The organism is Euzebyales bacterium (assembly GCA_035461305.1).
GTDB lineage: Bacteria > Actinomycetota > Nitriliruptoria > Euzebyales > JAHELV01 > JAHELV01.
This window is the reverse complement of the sequence record DATHVN010000054.1, coordinates 29,695-44,267: the sequence shown is the minus strand read 5'-3', so window position 1 is coordinate 44,267 and position 14,573 is coordinate 29,695. Positions and strand designations below refer to the sequence as shown.

At 70.8% G+C, this 14,573-nt stretch carries 21 protein-coding genes and 1 pseudogene; 7 read left to right on the top strand and 15 right to left on the bottom strand.

Annotated elements, in window-relative coordinates:
• Positions 1-6 precede the first annotated feature (6 nt).
• The 10 genes from VK923_05485 to VK923_05440 all read right to left on the bottom strand — a co-directional run bounded on the left by VK923_05485 (position 7) and on the right by VK923_05440 (position 6,481).
• Complete coding sequence (locus tag VK923_05485; GenBank protein ID HSJ44120.1) at positions 7-1,437, bottom strand: FAD-dependent oxidoreductase; 1,431 nt, start codon at positions 1,435-1,437, stop codon at positions 7-9.
• A gap of 36 nt (positions 1,438-1,473) precedes the next feature.
• Positions 1,474-2,340, bottom strand: coding sequence for a DUF3097 family protein (locus VK923_05480; protein HSJ44119.1), 867 nt, complete (start codon positions 2,338-2,340; stop codon positions 1,474-1,476).
• 202 nt (positions 2,341-2,542) lie between these two features.
• Positions 2,543-3,211, bottom strand: coding sequence for a hypothetical protein (locus VK923_05475; GenBank protein HSJ44118.1), 669 nt, complete (start codon positions 3,209-3,211; stop codon positions 2,543-2,545).
• Positions 3,208-3,468, bottom strand: a complete 261-nt coding sequence (locus tag VK923_05470; GenBank protein ID HSJ44117.1) for a LuxR C-terminal-related transcriptional regulator — start codon at positions 3,466-3,468, stop codon at positions 3,208-3,210. Before VK923_05470 ends, VK923_05475 begins: the two co-directional genes overlap by 4 nt.
• Positions 3,449-4,282, bottom strand: coding sequence for a hypothetical protein (locus VK923_05465; GenBank protein HSJ44116.1), 834 nt, complete (start codon positions 4,280-4,282; stop codon positions 3,449-3,451). The genes VK923_05470 and VK923_05465 overlap by 20 nt, the downstream gene beginning before the upstream one ends.
• Before the next feature lie 181 nt (positions 4,283-4,463).
• The gene (locus VK923_05460; protein HSJ44115.1) at positions 4,464-4,793 is read right to left on the bottom strand and encodes a patatin-like phospholipase family protein; all 330 of its coding nucleotides are present in this window, start codon (positions 4,791-4,793) and stop codon (positions 4,464-4,466) included.
• Positions 4,794-4,941: 148 nt separating this feature from the next.
• Positions 4,942-5,523 carry a putative glycolipid-binding domain-containing protein gene (locus VK923_05455; GenBank protein HSJ44114.1) on the bottom strand — a complete coding sequence of 194 codons (582 nt, stop codon included), beginning with the start codon at positions 5,521-5,523 and terminating at the stop codon, positions 4,942-4,944.
• A 32-nt stretch (positions 5,524-5,555) separates the two neighbouring features.
• Positions 5,556-5,711 carry a hypothetical protein gene (locus tag VK923_05450; GenBank protein HSJ44113.1) on the bottom strand — a complete coding sequence of 52 codons (156 nt, stop codon included), beginning with the start codon at positions 5,709-5,711 and terminating at the stop codon, positions 5,556-5,558.
• Positions 5,712-5,713: 2 nt separating this feature from the next.
• Positions 5,714-5,944: a hypothetical protein gene (locus tag VK923_05445; GenBank protein ID HSJ44112.1), complete on the bottom strand. Its 231-nt coding sequence runs from the start codon at positions 5,942-5,944 to the stop codon at positions 5,714-5,716.
• A gap of 165 nt (positions 5,945-6,109) precedes the next feature.
• Positions 6,110-6,481: a DUF1801 domain-containing protein gene (locus VK923_05440; GenBank protein HSJ44111.1), complete on the bottom strand. Its 372-nt coding sequence runs from the start codon at positions 6,479-6,481 to the stop codon at positions 6,110-6,112.
• A gap of 170 nt (positions 6,482-6,651) precedes the next feature.
• Between VK923_05440 and VK923_05435 the strand changes: the two genes are divergently transcribed.
• The gene (locus tag VK923_05435; GenBank protein HSJ44110.1) at positions 6,652-6,954 is read left to right on the top strand and encodes a metalloregulator ArsR/SmtB family transcription factor; all 303 of its coding nucleotides are present in this window, start codon (positions 6,652-6,654) and stop codon (positions 6,952-6,954) included.
• The gene (locus VK923_05430; protein HSJ44109.1) at positions 6,951-7,355 is read left to right on the top strand and encodes an SRPBCC domain-containing protein; all 405 of its coding nucleotides are present in this window, start codon (positions 6,951-6,953) and stop codon (positions 7,353-7,355) included. Before VK923_05435 ends, VK923_05430 begins: the two co-directional genes overlap by 4 nt.
• Before the next feature lie 35 nt (positions 7,356-7,390).
• Here the strand turns inward: VK923_05430 and VK923_05425 are convergent, their stop codons facing one another.
• Positions 7,391-8,314, bottom strand: a complete 924-nt coding sequence (locus VK923_05425) for an LLM class flavin-dependent oxidoreductase (GenBank protein ID HSJ44108.1) — start codon at positions 8,312-8,314, stop codon at positions 7,391-7,393.
• 123 nt (positions 8,315-8,437) lie between these two features.
• The gene (locus VK923_05420; protein ID HSJ44107.1) at positions 8,438-8,791 is read right to left on the bottom strand and encodes a DUF5655 domain-containing protein; all 354 of its coding nucleotides are present in this window, start codon (positions 8,789-8,791) and stop codon (positions 8,438-8,440) included.
• A gap of 128 nt (positions 8,792-8,919) precedes the next feature.
• On the opposite strand from VK923_05420, the gene VK923_05415 reads away from it, so the two are divergent.
• From VK923_05415 to VK923_05400, 4 genes are all read left to right on the top strand, one after another.
• On the top strand, positions 8,920-9,849 hold the full coding sequence (locus tag VK923_05415) for a 5'-3' exonuclease (protein ID HSJ44106.1): 930 nt from the start codon (positions 8,920-8,922) through the stop codon (positions 9,847-9,849).
• Positions 9,850-9,876: 27 nt separating this feature from the next.
• Complete coding sequence (locus tag VK923_05410) at positions 9,877-10,014, top strand: hypothetical protein (GenBank protein ID HSJ44105.1); 138 nt, start codon at positions 9,877-9,879, stop codon at positions 10,012-10,014.
• A 544-nt stretch (positions 10,015-10,558) separates the two neighbouring features.
• A complete protein-coding gene (locus VK923_05405) occupies positions 10,559-10,735 on the top strand; it encodes a hypothetical protein (GenBank protein ID HSJ44104.1) in 177 nt (58 codons plus the stop codon).
• Positions 10,729-10,920 (top strand): hypothetical protein, encoded by a 192-nt coding sequence (locus tag VK923_05400; GenBank protein HSJ44103.1) that lies wholly within the window; start codon positions 10,729-10,731, stop codon positions 10,918-10,920. Before VK923_05405 ends, VK923_05400 begins: the two co-directional genes overlap by 7 nt.
• A gap of 8 nt (positions 10,921-10,928) precedes the next feature.
• Here the strand turns inward: VK923_05400 and VK923_05395 are convergent, their stop codons facing one another.
• From VK923_05395 to VK923_05385, 3 genes and pseudogenes are all read right to left on the bottom strand, one after another.
• Positions 10,929-11,375, bottom strand: coding sequence for a hypothetical protein (locus VK923_05395; protein ID HSJ44102.1), 447 nt, complete (start codon positions 11,373-11,375; stop codon positions 10,929-10,931).
• An 83-nt stretch (positions 11,376-11,458) separates the two neighbouring features.
• Entirely contained in the window at positions 11,459-12,256 is a 798-nt protein-coding gene (locus tag VK923_05390; protein ID HSJ44101.1) for an endonuclease/exonuclease/phosphatase family protein, read from the bottom strand.
• Between the two features lie 80 nt (positions 12,257-12,336).
• Positions 12,337-12,645: pseudogene (locus tag VK923_05385) on the bottom strand (endonuclease/exonuclease/phosphatase family protein).
• 325 nt (positions 12,646-12,970) lie between these two features.
• Here VK923_05385 and VK923_05380 point away from each other — a divergent pair.
• The gene (locus VK923_05380; GenBank protein ID HSJ44100.1) at positions 12,971-14,467 is read left to right on the top strand and encodes an alkaline phosphatase PhoX; all 1,497 of its coding nucleotides are present in this window, start codon (positions 12,971-12,973) and stop codon (positions 14,465-14,467) included.
• The last annotated feature ends 106 nt before the right edge of the window (positions 14,468-14,573 follow it).

Genomic DNA, 14,573 nt, shown 5'->3' with positions numbered 1-14,573 from the left:
CTCCGCTCAGGAGTCAAAGCCGATGCCGAAGCGGTCGAGCAGTCGCAGCCAGGGGCCCCGGACGCCGCCACGCCCGTCCGAACGCGCGATGGCACGGCGCGTCAGCTCGACGCCCGTCCAGCGCAGTGGCTCCGGCGGGAACGGGAACGGCGACGTCGATACCAGCTGCAGGTCGAGCAGCGGCGAGTCCGGTACGAGAAGCCTGTCGCGCAGGACACGTCCGGCGAACCGGGCGGCGGCGACCCCCAGCCCGGTGTAGCCCAACGCATAGACGACCCGTCCGCCGAGCGCCTCGCCGAACGCGGCGGTGAACCGGGTGGTCGTGGCGATCGGACCGCCCCACCACCGTGCGAACCGCAGGTCGTGCAGCTGTGGGAACGTGGTGCGGAAGTGGCGGGCCAGCAGGTCATAGGTCGCGCGGCGGTGGTCGAAGCGCGGGCCGACGGCGTTGCCGTACCGGTAGACCGCGTCGTAACCGCCCCACAGGATCCGGTCGTCGGCGGTCAACCGGTAGTAGTGGAACTGGTTGCCGCTGTCGGCGATGCCCTGACGGCCGGCCCATCCGATCCGTGCCCGCTGGTCAGGGGTCAGCGGCTCGGTCAGCAGGATGTGGTCGTAGATCGGCACGAAGTGGCGCGAGGTCCGGCGCAGCAGCAGGTGGCTGTAGGCGTTGGTCGCGAGCACCGCGCGGTCAGCGAGGACCACGCCCCCTACCGTGTCGAGCCTGACGCGACCACCCTGCCGGCGGATCCGGCTGACGGGTGTGCCCTCGTGGATGGTGACGCCACGGGTGTCAAGTGCGCCGGCCAGCCCGCGGGCCAGCCGTCCAGGATGCACGATCGCTCCGTCGGGGTGCGCCAGCCCGCCGAGGTAGGTGGGGGAGTCGAGGTGGGCGCGGACCTCCGCGGCGGCCAGGAGCGTCGCCTTCTCGCCCAGCTGCGCGTGGACTTCGGCCGATTCAGCGAGCTCGTCCAGCTGCCAGGCTGCTGTGGCCACGTCGATCGTGCCGGTGAGCTCGAGGTCGCAGTCGATGCCGTGGCGGCGGACGTCGTCGACCAGGCCGGCGAAGTTCTCGCGACCGAGGCGCAGCAGCTCGTCGATCTCGGTGGGGAAGTGGGCGAGGCCGTTGTGCAGGCCATGGGTCAGGCTCGCCTCGACGAACCCGCCGTTTCGCCCCGAGGCGCCGTGACCGACGCGGCTGGCCTCGAGGATGACCGCGCGCAGGGCCGGGTCGTGGTCGGTCAGCGCGAGCGCGGTCCACAGGCCCGTGTAGCCGGCTCCCACGACGGCGACGTCGGCGGTGACCTCTCCGGTCAGTGATGGCCGTGGCGGTCCGCCGTCGTCGAGCCAGAAGCTGGCGTTGGGGTGCGCGCCGGTCGCCGCGGCGACCCGCGCGTGCCGGCGCCCCGCGGCACGTCTGGATGCGCTGTCGCCCACGTCGGGATCATAGGTGCGGGCGGTCGCCGCCGCCGCTCACTCCTCTGGCGGCGCCACGAAGTCCAGCAGCTGCTCCACGGCGCCGATCAGGGGCTGCTCGAGGTCGGCGTAGCTGTCGACGGAGCGCAGCAGGCGGCGCCAGAACACCGCAGGCTCGTCGACGCCGAGTGCCGCGCAGATGCCCTCCTTCCACGGCTGTCCCCGCGGCACGACCGGCCAGGCGTCGATGCCCAGCGCCCGTGGCCGGACCCCCTGCCAGACGTCGACGTAGGGGTGGCCGGTGATGAGCACCTGCGGATGGGTCACGGCGTCGACGATGCGCTGCTCCTTGGAGCCCGGGACCAGGTGGTCGACGAGCACGCCCAGGCGACGCTGTGGCCCGGGCCCGAATGCGCGGACCGCCGCGGCGAGGTCATCGATGCCGCCGAGTGGCTCCACGACGACGCTGGCGTCGCGCAGGTCGTCACCCCACACCTTCTCGAGCAGTTCTGCGTCGTGGGTGCCCTCGACGTAGATGCGGCTGGCGCGTGCGACCCGCGGCTGCGTGCGGGCGGACGCGACCGAGCCCGAGGCGGTGAACGTGCGCCGTGGCGTCGCCTGCCTCGGTCGCGGTCGCGGTCGCACGAGCGTCACGGTGCGTCCGTTCACCCGGAACGCACCGGGGCTCAACCGGAAGTGACGTTGCCTGCCGTGCATGTTGCGCAGCGTGACCGACGTGGAGTCCACGGCGATGACCTGGCCGCCGAACCCGGTCACGCGGTGTTCCGCCCGCACGCCCGGCTCGGCGGTGACCTCCGGTGCCTTGGCCTCGCGCCGTGCCCGGCGGGCGGCGAGCACGTCGTCGGGGTACGGGCGAGCGGAGCGAGCCGGCGGGTGGGCATCATCGGGGTAGCGGTTCGACACGGCCTGGCACCATACCGCAGCGGCGCCGGCCTGCGGTGGACCCGTGCCGCGGACACGTGCGCTGCGCCGGGGGACACGTGCGGTGTGCCAGGGACACGTGCGGTTGGCCAGGGACAGGTGCGTGTGCCAGGGACAGGTGCGAGCGTGTCTCTCGACGACCTGCGGTGTCCCTCGCTGCTGGACGTCGGGGGGCGGTCCCCGGTCAGCCCGACTTGTCCTCGATCTCCCACGCGTGGTCGAGGACGTGCCATGCCATCCGCCGCGATGCGTACCGCGCCGGCCAACCCTTGCCAGCGGGTGGCGTGCCGTCACGGGCGGCGCGCAGCACGTCGATCAGCTCGGCGCGCATCGCGGCCTGTCCCCCGGCATGACTGAACTGCGTCGGCGTGTAGCGGACGCCGATCGAGCGGGCGTACGAGCGCTCGGACTCGGCGACGTGGGCGACGATCTCATCGCGGTCGCGTCCGCCGCCGCGTGGGCCCTTGCGCAGCACCGCGGGCGCGTCGCCGACGACCGCGTCGAACACGCGCCAGCTGGCGGCGAGCAGATCGGCGTGACGCTGCGCGGTCGCGGCGTCGAGGGGCTCGCCGTCCAGCTCGGGGATCGCGAGCGGGGCGCCGAAGTCCGTGCCGCCGGAGCCTTCGACGTGCTCGACGACGATGAGCTGCGGGACGATGGCGTCGGCGTCCATGTGCGCGAACGGGAACGCGACCCCGGCCTCGTCGGCGACGACCGCGTACCGGTCGGCGTAGGCCGCCAGCATCGCGATGGCCGTGTCGTCGCCGCGGGCAACCCGGCACCAGCCCGGCCAGTCGACCGCGCACGCGAACGTCCGCTTCGGTCCCTGCTCGAGGTAGACAGGTTCGCTCATGACGAACCGATGGATGCCTCGATGCCGTCGTCGGCCACGGCGGCGGTCAGCACGCGGACCCGCGCGCGTGCGCCGTGTGCGCTGACGTCCTCTGCGGACAGCCCGAGGCGCGCGGCGATCTCGTCGACAGACCACCCCGCGGCCGTCATACGCAGGACGTCCTTGCCCGTGCCCTCCGGCACGACCGCCAGCAGGTCCTCGACCGCCTCCCAGGCCACGATGACGTCGGCGGGATCCTCAGCACGCAATGGATGCATGCGTCAAGACTAGGGGGTGCGTCGCCCGGTCCGCAGGGGTCACCTGCGGGCGCCACGCCAGCAGGCAGTCGTAGCCCAGAGCGAAGTCGCTGCGCCGCAGGCGCCTGTCGGCGAACCCGCCGAAGTCACTCATGATCTCGCCGGCCAGCAGGCCCGGCAGGTCGCGCTCGTGGCGATCGGCCAGCAGCAGCGGCGACACGAGGTCGAGGTGGACCGGTGATTTGCCGTGCAGCCCGGCGACCCGACTGACGACCTCGCGCAGCGCCGAGGCGACGTCCGCGTCGGACGACGATGGCAGGTCCTCGTCGTCGAACACGCCGCGGAGCGCGGTGATCGCGTCCTCGTCGAGGTACGGAGCCAGCACCTCGACCAGCTGGTCGAGCTGTTCGAAGCGGTGGTTGACGTGCTGTACGCGCCGCATGTCGTCCTGGAGGACCTGCTCGGGCATGATCTCCAGGGTCCGCGACAGGGACGTCAGCCACGTCGGCCGTTCGGCGTCGGCGGTCCACGCCGTCCGCTCGTCGGGGATGTCTGACAGCGTGTCCACCATCAGGTGGATGCGACGCGCCCGCCGGCAGTCGTCGACGCGGTCGAGCAGCGTGAGCACCCGCCCGATCGGCTCTGACGAGATGCTCGATCCGTCGGTGTACCAGAGCCGTCCGTCGCTGGGGAGGTCCTCGATGGTGCGGGACACGAACGCCTCGCGGTCCCCGGACCGGTCGAGCAGCTCCGGCCCGAAGCCGGCGGGATGGGCGGCGGACGCGAGCACGAAGTCGAGCACCGACGCACCGTCTGGTTCGAGCAGCTGCTGCACGCCGCCGCCCGGCTCCAGCGCGAACTCACCCCAGTCGGCGTAGGTGATCGCCGGGATCGTCCAGTCGTCGGTCGTCCTGACCTCGTAGCGCAGCCCACGCAGGCCGGTCAGTTACACATGCAGTCCGATCGGCGTGGCCTGCGGTCCAGCGGGGGCCTTCGGCCAACGATCGACGTCGAGCTCACCGGCAGCAGATCGCGCCGCTGCCGGAAGCCCAGCGGCGACCCGGCGCCGCGCTCGCGTAGCATGTCGAGCGACACCTGCTCGACCACGCCTGGTGGAGGATCTCGGCACTGTCCAGACCGTTCAGCAGGCCGTGGACGGTGAACATCGACGCCAATGCACCCGCGGAGGCGCCCCCGATCGCGTCGAGGCGCATGCCGCGCTCGTCGTCCTGCACAGCCTGCAACGCCGTCGTCAGCGCGGCGAGCACGCCCGCGTGGTAGGCGCCGAGGCTGGCGCCGCCGGACACCGAGACGGAGATCCGAATCGGCCCGTCCGTGGGTGCCATGGCACCTCCGTGTCCCCCGGCGCTCGGCCGCGCCGTCTGCCGAGAGGACCGTAGCGCGCCGTCGCCGGTCACGCGCCCTCGGTACGGCTGACCGATGCACGCGTCGGCCGCGTACGGGCTTTGCGGTGGTGGCCGCCAGTGGCCGCGATCACGCCACGCGCGTGGCGAGCCCCGGGTAGTGGAGCACGAGGCCGGCCTCGTCGTAGACCAGGCGACAGTTGAACGAGAACCTCGGCGCCTCGTACGCGAAGCACTGACGTCCCGCCTCGTCCGGAGTGCGCAGGTAGTGCTGGTCCAGCCGTTCGACGCCGAGATCGGGTGCACGGACGTACGCCGCGGGCGCGTCCGCGGCGTCGCCGACCTCCAGCGCGAGGCGGTGCACGGGCAGTGCGTTCGTCAGAGCCGACGATTCGAGGTCGACGTCGATGCAGCCGTCCAGGTGCGGTGCGGGCTGACCGTTGACCCGCCAGTGGCCTGCACCGTCGTTCAGCAGGTCGAGCTGCCGCGTGCCGGCAGCGTCGAGGCCGACGACGTGTGCCCGTCGTGTGCCCCAGGCCCGGTCGAGCGCGATCGTGTACCGCACGGACCAGACGACGCTGTCCTCGATCGCGGTCGTGTGTCCCTCGACGCGGTGGCCGTCCGGCTCGGAATGGAAGAACGCGGCCTCGAAGCCCTCCCGGGCGTCCTGGTGCCGCCACGCGGCGCTCGTCGGCGGGTCGGTGAAGGTCACGGGCGGTCCACCGTGCTCGGTCCCCTCGCTCGTCACGTGTCCAGGGTCACGACGACGTACGGTCCCGTCAGGCGCGGTTCGAACCGCCTCCACCGCGCCGCGTACAGCGACCGCGCCTGCTCCCATCCCGCATCGGCGGGCTCGACGACGCGGGCCGTGCCGCGGTGCGTGCGTCCGGCGAGCCGCATGCTCACCTGTGCAGGGTCGCGGAAGTTCCGCCACCAGGACTTGCGTGCCGCGTCCTGCGGCCAGAGGTGAGCTGGTCACCGCGTCGCGCGTACTGCACCGGCAGGACGTACTCGCGGCCACTCCGCCGTCCCGTGTAGCGCAGCTCGAGGGCGACGCCGCTCAGCAGCCGGTGGAACGGCGATCGGAGCACGGCCAGGACGATCCCGTTTCCCTGGGGCAGTCGCCGTCGCATGCGTCACCCGTCTCCACGCGCTCTGACCTCGCCGCGGTCGAGCATACGGCGTCGCGCCGTCGACGCGCCGGCGCTCGGCTGGGGCATCACCCCTCCGAACGGCCGGCCGCGGCAGTGGGAGCACGGTGCCGATGCGTGGTCGCCGGGACCGCTTCGACCTGCGGATCAGCGGGCCCCGGCGGTGGCTGCCTTCCAGTCGCACCAGGCGCGGATGACGGCCTCGAGCTCGGCTCGTCCGGCCTCGAGGTCAGCGGGATCGGTGAAGCGCATGGTGCGCACGAGCTTCCCGTCGCCCTCGAGGCGTGGGTGGTCGCCCGGAATCTCGGATCCCCGGTGGAACATGATGCTGACGACGCGCTTCGACGGGTTGAAGCTGGCGATGTTGCCGTTGTAGGCGAACGTCGGGGTGTTCCACTTGATGGACTCGGTGACCCGGTCGTCCGCACGGAGGATGATGTCCCGAGCGCGCCGCATCAATGCGTCGAGGGGGTGGTCGGCGTCGTCGAGCCACTGGTCCACGGCGGGGCTGCGGTTCATGGCGCGATGCCGGTCGCGCGGGCGTCCGGAGGCGGCAGCGTCGCTGCGCTGGTCCCCACGTCGTGACGGCGGCGCGCGATCTGGTGGGTGTCGCTCACAGCGGTCCTCCCGAAAGAACGGGATTATCATATGCGACGAATCTTATATGCGATGAATCGTAGGTGTCACGAATGCAGGCCGCGATCGACGCGATCGCCCATCCAGGTCGTCGTGCCATGCTCCGGCTCGTGCTGGACCGGGAGATGGCGGTCGGCGAGCTCGCCGAGCGGGTCGGGCTCAGTCAGCCCGCCGCGAGCCAGCACCTCAAGGTCCTGCGGGACGCGGGACTCGTCCGTGGCCGCATGGACGGGCGGCGGCGCCTCTACAGGGTCGACATCGAAGGACTCGATCGGCTCCGCCGGGCCCTCGACGCCTACTGGGAGCCGGCGCTCGCCGCACTCAAAGGCGCCGTGGAGGCGGGGGATCTGCCGTGAGGCTCGCGTCCCACGAAGTCACGATCGATGCCCCGGCCGACGTGGTCTGGGCGCACCTGACGACGGCGGAGGGCCTGGTCCGCTGGATCGGTCCGCACGCCACCGCCGACCCCGTCCCGGGCGGGATCCTACGCTGGACCCACCCCAACGGCGCAACCGTGGTCGGCCGGTTCGTCGAGCTCATCCCGCACCGGCGCCTCGTCTTCTCCTACGGCTGGGAGGACAGCCTGATGGGGGTGCCGCCCGAGAGCACGATGGTCGAGATCAACCTGAGTGAGGAGGACGGCGTCACCACTGTGCGCCTCGTCCACCATGGCCTTCCGCCGGCCGTCGTCGACGACCATGCGCACGGATGGGCGTACTTCCTGGGCCAACTGCGCGACACGATCTCGGCGAGATGAGCGGAGCGGCCGCTGCGCGATCCGCGGAGGTGGTCTCACGACGTGATGTGGGGGCGCACGAGGGCGTCGAACCGATGGAGCTGGTCGATCGGGTCACTGATCGGCCACAGGAGGATCTGCCGCGCTCCCGCGTCGGCATACGCCTGAAGCAGCTCGATGCAGTGCTCGGGCCGGCCGATCGGAAGCTGGGCGGCAAGCTCGTCGGCACGACGCCTGAGCACCGGAGCCAGCACGTCGTGCACCAGACGGTCCGCCTCGCCCTGTGTGTCGGTCACCGACAGCCACATCGTCGCAATGATGTCGGGAAACCCTGACGGATCACGTCCGCACGCGACCAGGTGCTCGTCCAGCCGCCCGCGTGCCTCCGCGAACCTGGTGGGTGTCGTGTTGTACCCGGACGCCATCCAGCCGTCGGCGGTTGCGGCCAACGCCCGCAGCCGTCGGTCAGACCCCCAGCTGCCGAACCACACCTCGGGTGTGCGCGCAGGCAGCGGCTCCAGGTGCACGTCCATCACATCGTAGAAGGTTCCGGTGGGGACGCTGCGCCCCTGCACCAGCGCCTTGACGGCCGTGAACGCCTCGTCGAAGCGGGCCCACCGCTCGTCGAAGCGTATCCCCACCGCGGCGTGGTCCGCACCGGACGAGCCGGGGCCCAGCCCGGCGATCACACGGTTGCCGGCCAGCCGGGCCACCGTCGTCAGCCACTTCGCGACCACGACGGGGTGGCGGACGTTGACGAGGCAGATGCTGGTCGCCAGGGTCATCCTCCCGGCGTGCGACAGGACGCTGGTCAGCGCCGCTGGGCCGTCCAACCACGGTCGCTGCCAGACCAGGTGGTCGTTCGCCGACAACGTCGCATACCCAAGCTCGTCAGCGGTCGCAGCGAACGCGACGAGCCGGTCGAGGGTCGTTGACCCCGCCCCGAAGTCGATCAGCGGCAGGTGAGCTCCGACGTCCAACGTCCACACCTTCGTCGGTCCACCGATGAGCATCCACGTCGGGCGCCCGCCGGGCAACCCACGGCATCGCGACGAGCCTGGCGTCGCAGGGCCTGCACGCCAGTGCCCGGACCTGTCCAATCATCATCCAGCGCGCTCGTACGCTTCCAGCAGCCACCTGGCGACCTCGTCATCGATGTCGGTGACCTCGTGGATCTCGAGATGGTGCTGCCAGATCCGCGTGGACGGGTGCGCGACCTCCTTGAAGCGCTCCGAGCCGAGACGGCGGTCGAGGGCGATGGACAGGACGACCTGTGCGCCGGGGTTCGACAGGTACCTGCCCGGCATCCACACGTACGCGAACCCTCGCCGCGTGCGGAACGCGACCTGGCTCTTCGTCGTGCGCACCTCGACCGGACGCGGCCTCAGGATCTCCGAGACCGCTGCGAAGACCTCGATGCCCAGCCGGCACTCCCCGAAGTAGTCGTCCGGTGTCACGTGACCAGCCTCGCGCACGCGGCGGCACGGCATCGCGCCGCTGAGACCTGGACGGATGTTCCGGTGGATGGCAGTCGATCCGATGCCTGGACGTCGTGAGGGTGCGTCCGCGGTGGCAGGCTTGAGGCGTGGGTGCCGGGGCTGGACGCCTGATGCTGCTCGACGCGCCGTCGATGTACTTCCGCGCGTTCTTCGGCGTGCCACCGCTGGCGGCGCCCGACGGCACGCCGGTCAACGCAGTGAAGGGCCTGCTCGAGTTCATCGCCCACCTGATCACCGTCCGTCGGCCAACGCACCTGGTCGCATGCATGGACGCCGACTGGCGTCCGGCGTGGCGCGTTGCCGCGGTGCCCACCTACAAGACGCACCGGCTCGCGGAGGGCGACGCCGAGATCGTCCCGGACCCGCTCGCCCTGCAGGTGCCGCTGATCTGCGAGGCACTCGACGCGTTCGGCATCGCGTGGGTGGGCGTCGCGGGCTACGAGGCCGACGACGTCATCGGCACGCTCGCGGCGCGTGCACGTCGCCCGGTCGACGTGGTGACCGGTGACCGCGACCTGTTCCAGACCATCGACGACCGCCGCGACGTCCGGGTGCTCTACATCGCGAAGGGCGTCGGGCGGCACGAGGTCATCGACGAGGCCGCCGTCGCCAGGCGCTACCGGATCCCGGGCACGGCCTACGCCGACTACGCGTTGCTGCGAGGCGATCCCAGTGACGGGCTGCCGGGTGCGGTCGGCATCGGCGAGAAGACGGCCGCGACGCTGATCTCCCGTTACAGGACCATCGGCGCCGTCCTCGACGCAGCCGCGGACCCCGGATCGGACATGGCGATCGCCGTGCGTCGCAAGGTGCTCGGATCGCGGGAGTACCTCATCGCTGCGGACCCCGTAGTGAGGGTCGCGACCCACCTCGACATCCCGCGGCTCGACGACGCGCTGCCGGCGGCGCCGGCAGACCCCGCGGCCGTCGTCGACCTCGCGGACCGGCTCGCCCTCGACGCGACGTGCAATCGTGTGCTCGCCGCGCTGGCGTCGGCGAACGGCGCGCCCGGGTGAGGGGCCTCGGTTGGCGTCGCGCCGGGCGTGGCGACGACCGTGAACATCGGCCGGGACGCCGGCGCGCCGGTGACCACGTCGACGACGTCGAAGCGGTTGGCCGTCAGCGTCGACGTCAGCCGCGTGATCGTCGTGTCGACCGCGTCCGAAGCCAGGGGCTGGTAGGACAGGCACAGCCGACCACCGTCGCGCAGGTGCCGTCGGACGACGTCGAGCTCCGCGTGCGGGTCGCCGCGCACGAAGACGCCGACGTGGACGGCGAACACCACATCGACGGACCCGTGGCCCGCCAGCTCGGCGATCGCCGCCCGCAGGAACCTCGCGCGTCCCGCCTCGACGTGGTGACGGTTGCGGTCCGTCGCCTGCGCGACCATCGCCGCGGACCGGTCGACCCCGACGTAACGGCCGGTGGTCAGCCGATCGCAGACCAGGCTGGCGGCGACGCCGTGCCCGCACCCGAGCTCGAGCACCCGGTCGTCCGCCGCATGGGTGATCGACGCGACCGCCCACGCCTGACGCGCGGATGCGGCGGATCGTCCCATCAGGTCAGTCTGCCCGGTCGCGCGCTGCCCGTCGACGCGTCGGCGGTCGGCGACACTGGGCGTGGTGGACCGAGGTGGCCGGAGCCGATGGGACAGATACCCGACCGTGACCTGATCGCTTGCGGCACGCAGCGCTCGCGCCTGCTCGGGCGCGGGTTCCGTCGCCAGTGCCCACGTGCGGCGCCGGCGATCTGTTCGACGGCCTGTTCGACATCCGCGACCCCTGCCCGCGGTGCGGTCTCGTCTTCGAGCGTGAGGAGGGCTACTGGCTCGGCGCGATGATCATCGCCTTCGCGGTCATCGAGGGCATGTTCGGCCTGTCGTTCGTCGCCACGATGTGCTGACCTGGCCGGACGTGCCGTGGACCGCGTTGCTGATCGTCGGGCTGGCGGCCACGGCGGTGCTGCCCTTCCTCATCTCGCCGTGGACCCGCACGATCTGGATGGCGGTCGACCGTGCGTTTCTGCCGGCGCCGGACCAGCCCGAGCCACCGCCACCCGGCGGTGGCACCCACGACGCGCCGGCGTAGGCGCGGAGTCACCACGGCCCACCACCGTCGTCCGCCGAACCGCAGACCGGTCGCCGGTCACCGTGGTCGAACAGCGGGATCTGCGCCTGCAGCAGCCGTCCCTGCTTGTCCAGGATCGTGCCCACCGGAAACTGCTGCGCGATGCTGAGCATCTCGGCGGTAAGCCGCGCGGCCGTGTCGACGATGCGGTCCTCCTGCCACGGGCAGCGGCGCGCCAGCGACTCGCGCACGTGACCCAGGATCACCTGCGGCGTGACCGCCAGCTCCACGACCTCCACGGCGGCGATGTCCGCGTGGCTGTCGACGCCGACGAACGTCCGTGGCTCCCTGCGGCACAGCCCGAGGTCACCGACCTCGACGTCGGGCGCCGGAAGCACGACGAGCTCGCCCTCCAACGGCCCGGCCAACGTCCCGTCGTCCTGCAGGGTCGTCCTCATCGCCGCCAGCACGTGCATGGTGCCCTCCGTGATCGAATGTGTGTTCGACCACGGACGTTAGTGCTGGAGGGCGTGGGTGTGGATCCGTTGTCCACAGGTGGTCAGTGGCGGCCGGGCACCTTGAGGTCGAGCCACACCAGGCGGTGGTCGGAGCTCAGCGGGACACCCACATCAGGATCATCGTCGCCCACCAGGCGGAAGAGCGGACTGTCCTCGGTCGGCCAGAACACCCCGCCGCGGCGCACATTCAGCCGGCGGCTCGGCAGCACGTAGTCGACCCGTAGGTTGCCCGCGCCAAACGGCGGGTCGTCGCTGAAGTCGGCCGTGTCGTAGCGCGGATCGCCGATGTGGTCGACATTGACGCCGCCGTCCTCGACAGCATCCTGGGCGGCCCCCTTGCTCGACGGGACGAACCTGTCGTTGACCATCGGGTTGTCGAGCAACTGATTCGCCGCACTGGCAACGCTGTCGCCGTCGAACGGGTCGGCGTTCTGGTCGCCGACGATCACGAACGACGCGCGCGGCGACAACCCGCCACGGCGACCGTCGTCGTCGTAGATGTAGTCGCCCCCGGCAGGGTGCACGTAGTCGGCCCAGAACCGGATCTCGTCGTGATTGCGCAGGCCGTTCTGGTCGATGACAGGATCGTCGAACACCGGAGGCGTGGGGTGGCTGGCCAGCAGGTGGACGGACGTCGGTGCGCCAACGTCGATCGGGACGTCCCAATGGCTCTTGGAGCTCAGCCGGAACACGTCGAGCTCGTCCTCGGAGTAGTAGTCGCCGGGCGCGGGGGTGGTCGGGTCGTCGGGCAGCAGCGCGCCGGGCATGTCCCGCCATAGGAACGTCCGGAACGTCCGGACCCGATCGGCCTGAATCGGGAACCGTGACAGGACCAGCATCCCGAACTGACCGGGAAGAAGCCGAACCCGAACCCGTCGCCCGGCAGCGCGAAGGACCCGTTGTTGTCGAAGTCGACCGGCACGTCGGGCAGCACACCGGTGTTGGATTCGTCGATGAACGCGTAGGGGTAGCGGATCGGCCTGGCGTCGTTCTGTGCGACCTCGAGGTAGTTCTCGCGGAACAGGTCGACCGCCGCTGGGTCGTAGTCGAACTCGTTGATGAGAAGGACGTCGGGGCGCACGCGCTGGATGATCTGGGCGATCTGCCGCGCCTGCGCGTTGTTCGGCGTCGACAGGTCTGCGCGCAGCTGCCCCTCGGCGCCACGGTTCAGCGAGGCGTTGAACGTGGCGACCCGCACTGAGCGGCCGTCCTTGTCGCCGTGTCGCATGCCGCCCGCCACCGCGGGAACGGCCAGTGCGGCCAACATCACGATGACGAGCGTGGTCACCAGAGCTCGACGTGGAACGAACTGCATCGTGTGCCCCCACTACGGCGCCGACCACAGCTTGTGGGAGCTTGCCACCGGACGGGACCCGACGCCAGTGGCCGGTTCTCGACGGACTCAGACCACGAATGACCTCTCTCACTCCGGTCCACAGCAATCGGCGGGGACAAATTCACTGTCCTTTCTGATGGTGAGAGCATCCGACCCGTCTCTACGCGGGGAGGGCACTTGTGGTGAGCCGGCGGATCATGGGGTTGTGGGGTCTCTGATGTTGGTGCTGGGGTTGGCGGTGCCGGCGCACGCTGACTCCCAGGGGAAGCACGGCGATGGGTTCCAGACGGACAAGGATCCGTACCTGACGTTGTCCGATGAGGTGCCACAGGGGTCGTCGCTGACCCCGATCATCTCGGTGGGGGAGCAGGTCGGCGACTTCATGTTCGAGGGGATCCCGGACGGCATCGGGCTCGCCCCGGCGGGGCACGGCGAGGTGCAGGTCTACGTCGCCCACGAGCAGTCGAGGGTGCCCTTCGGCGGCACGGCGGACTTCGAGGACTCATCGGTGTCCAAGCTCGTCCTCGACGGCCGCGCCCGTGTGCGCTCGGCCGATGTCGCGCTGCCGTCGTCGGCGGGGTTCATCCGCTTCTGCTCGGCGTTCATGGCCGGGCCGGAGCATGGGTTCCGCAACTACACGTTCTTCGTCAACGAGGAGAGCAACGACATCATCGACGTGCCGGATGGCGCGCCGTACGGACCCGACCCGGCGGTGGCTCCGCAGCGCCAGGCGGGCTACGCGGTCGCCTACGACGTCCGCAGTGGCCGCTACACCCAGGTGGCCGGCATGGGACGGCTGAACCACGAGAACAGCGTCGTGGTCCCGGGTCGTTGGCGACACCACTCGATCTGGACGACCGACGACACGTTCACGGCGGGCACGTCGCAGGTGTACATGTACCTGACGCGCAGCCAGGACGACCTGTTCCGTGACCGCGGGAGCCTGTGGGCGTTCCAGGTGACGCGTACCGATGAGGGGCCGGTGAATCCGCAGGACCCGTTCAACGGTGCCAACGACTACCTCGACATCCAGCCGGGTGACGACTGGCAGGGTCGCTTCATCCGTGTGCCCAAGCGCATAGCGCGCGGCGAGACAGAGCTTCCGCCGCAGGACGCGCTGGAGCAGTGGTCCAACGACAACAACGTGTTCCAGTTCATCCGTCTGGAGGACGTCGCGACCGACGGCCACCACCCGCGGACGGTCTACGTGGCCGACACCGGTGCGTCGCGTGTGGTGCCCGACCCTGCGACGGGTCGCATGCACCGGCCGGCCGACGCGATCGGACTCGCGGACAACGGCAGGATCTTCAAGTTCGTCGTCTCGAAGGACAACCCCCGACGCGTGACGAGCTTCTCGGTGTTCGCGGATGGGGACGCGGCTGAGACCGACCCGACCTACGTCGAGATGACGAGCCCCGACAACCTCGACACCAGCCGCACGAGCCTCATGGTGCAGGAGGACACCGCCAACGCGAACATCCTCCGTCACGACTTCGGCTCAGGTGACTGGTCGACCGTCGCGACCGTCGTCAACGCGGACGCGGAATCGAGTGGGATCGTCGACGCCTCGCGCTGGTTCGGCGAGGGCGCGTGGCTGAGCACCGTGCAGATCCACGACCCGGCGCAGTGGGTCGACTCTGAGGTCGTCAGCCCGACCTTGACCCTCAAGCGTGAGGACGGGCAGCTGCTGCTCCTGCGGGTACCTGGCTCGTAGGCGTAGACACCGATCACCACTGACGGCCGCCGGTACGCCCGGCGGCCGTCAGTCCGATGAGTTCAGGCCGCCCTGACCGTCTCCACGTTGACCACCATGTGAGGGA

Excerpts from the sequence above, each read along its gene's own strand:
- VK923_05475 (HSJ44118.1), bottom strand. The coding sequence starts at position 3,211 with ATGAGCGAACCTGTCTACCTCGAGCAGGGACCGAAGCGGACGTTCGCG.
- VK923_05470 (HSJ44117.1), bottom strand. The coding sequence starts at position 3,468 with ATGCATCCATTGCGTGCTGAGGATCCCGCCGACGTCATCGTGGCCTGG.
- VK923_05460 (HSJ44115.1), bottom strand. The coding sequence starts at position 4,793 with ATGGCACCCACGGACGGGCCGATTCGGATCTCCGTCTCGGTGTCCGGC.
- VK923_05450 (HSJ44113.1), bottom strand. The coding sequence starts at position 5,711 with ATGCGGCTCGCCGGACGCACGCACCGCGGCACGGCCCGCGTCGTCGAG.
- VK923_05445 (HSJ44112.1), bottom strand. The coding sequence starts at position 5,944 with ATGCGACGGCGACTGCCCCAGGGAAACGGGATCGTCCTGGCCGTGCTC.
- VK923_05440 (HSJ44111.1), bottom strand. The coding sequence starts at position 6,481 with ATGAACCGCAGCCCCGCCGTGGACCAGTGGCTCGACGACGCCGACCAC.
- VK923_05435 (HSJ44110.1), top strand. The coding sequence starts at position 6,652 with ATGCAGGCCGCGATCGACGCGATCGCCCATCCAGGTCGTCGTGCCATG.
- VK923_05395 (HSJ44102.1), bottom strand. The coding sequence starts at position 11,375 with ATGCACGTGCTGGCGGCGATGAGGACGACCCTGCAGGACGACGGGACG.
- VK923_05390 (HSJ44101.1), bottom strand. The coding sequence starts at position 12,256 with ATGCTGGTCCTGTCACGGTTCCCGATTCAGGCCGATCGGGTCCGGACG.
- VK923_05380 (HSJ44100.1), top strand. The coding sequence starts at position 12,971 with ATGTTGGTGCTGGGGTTGGCGGTGCCGGCGCACGCTGACTCCCAGGGG.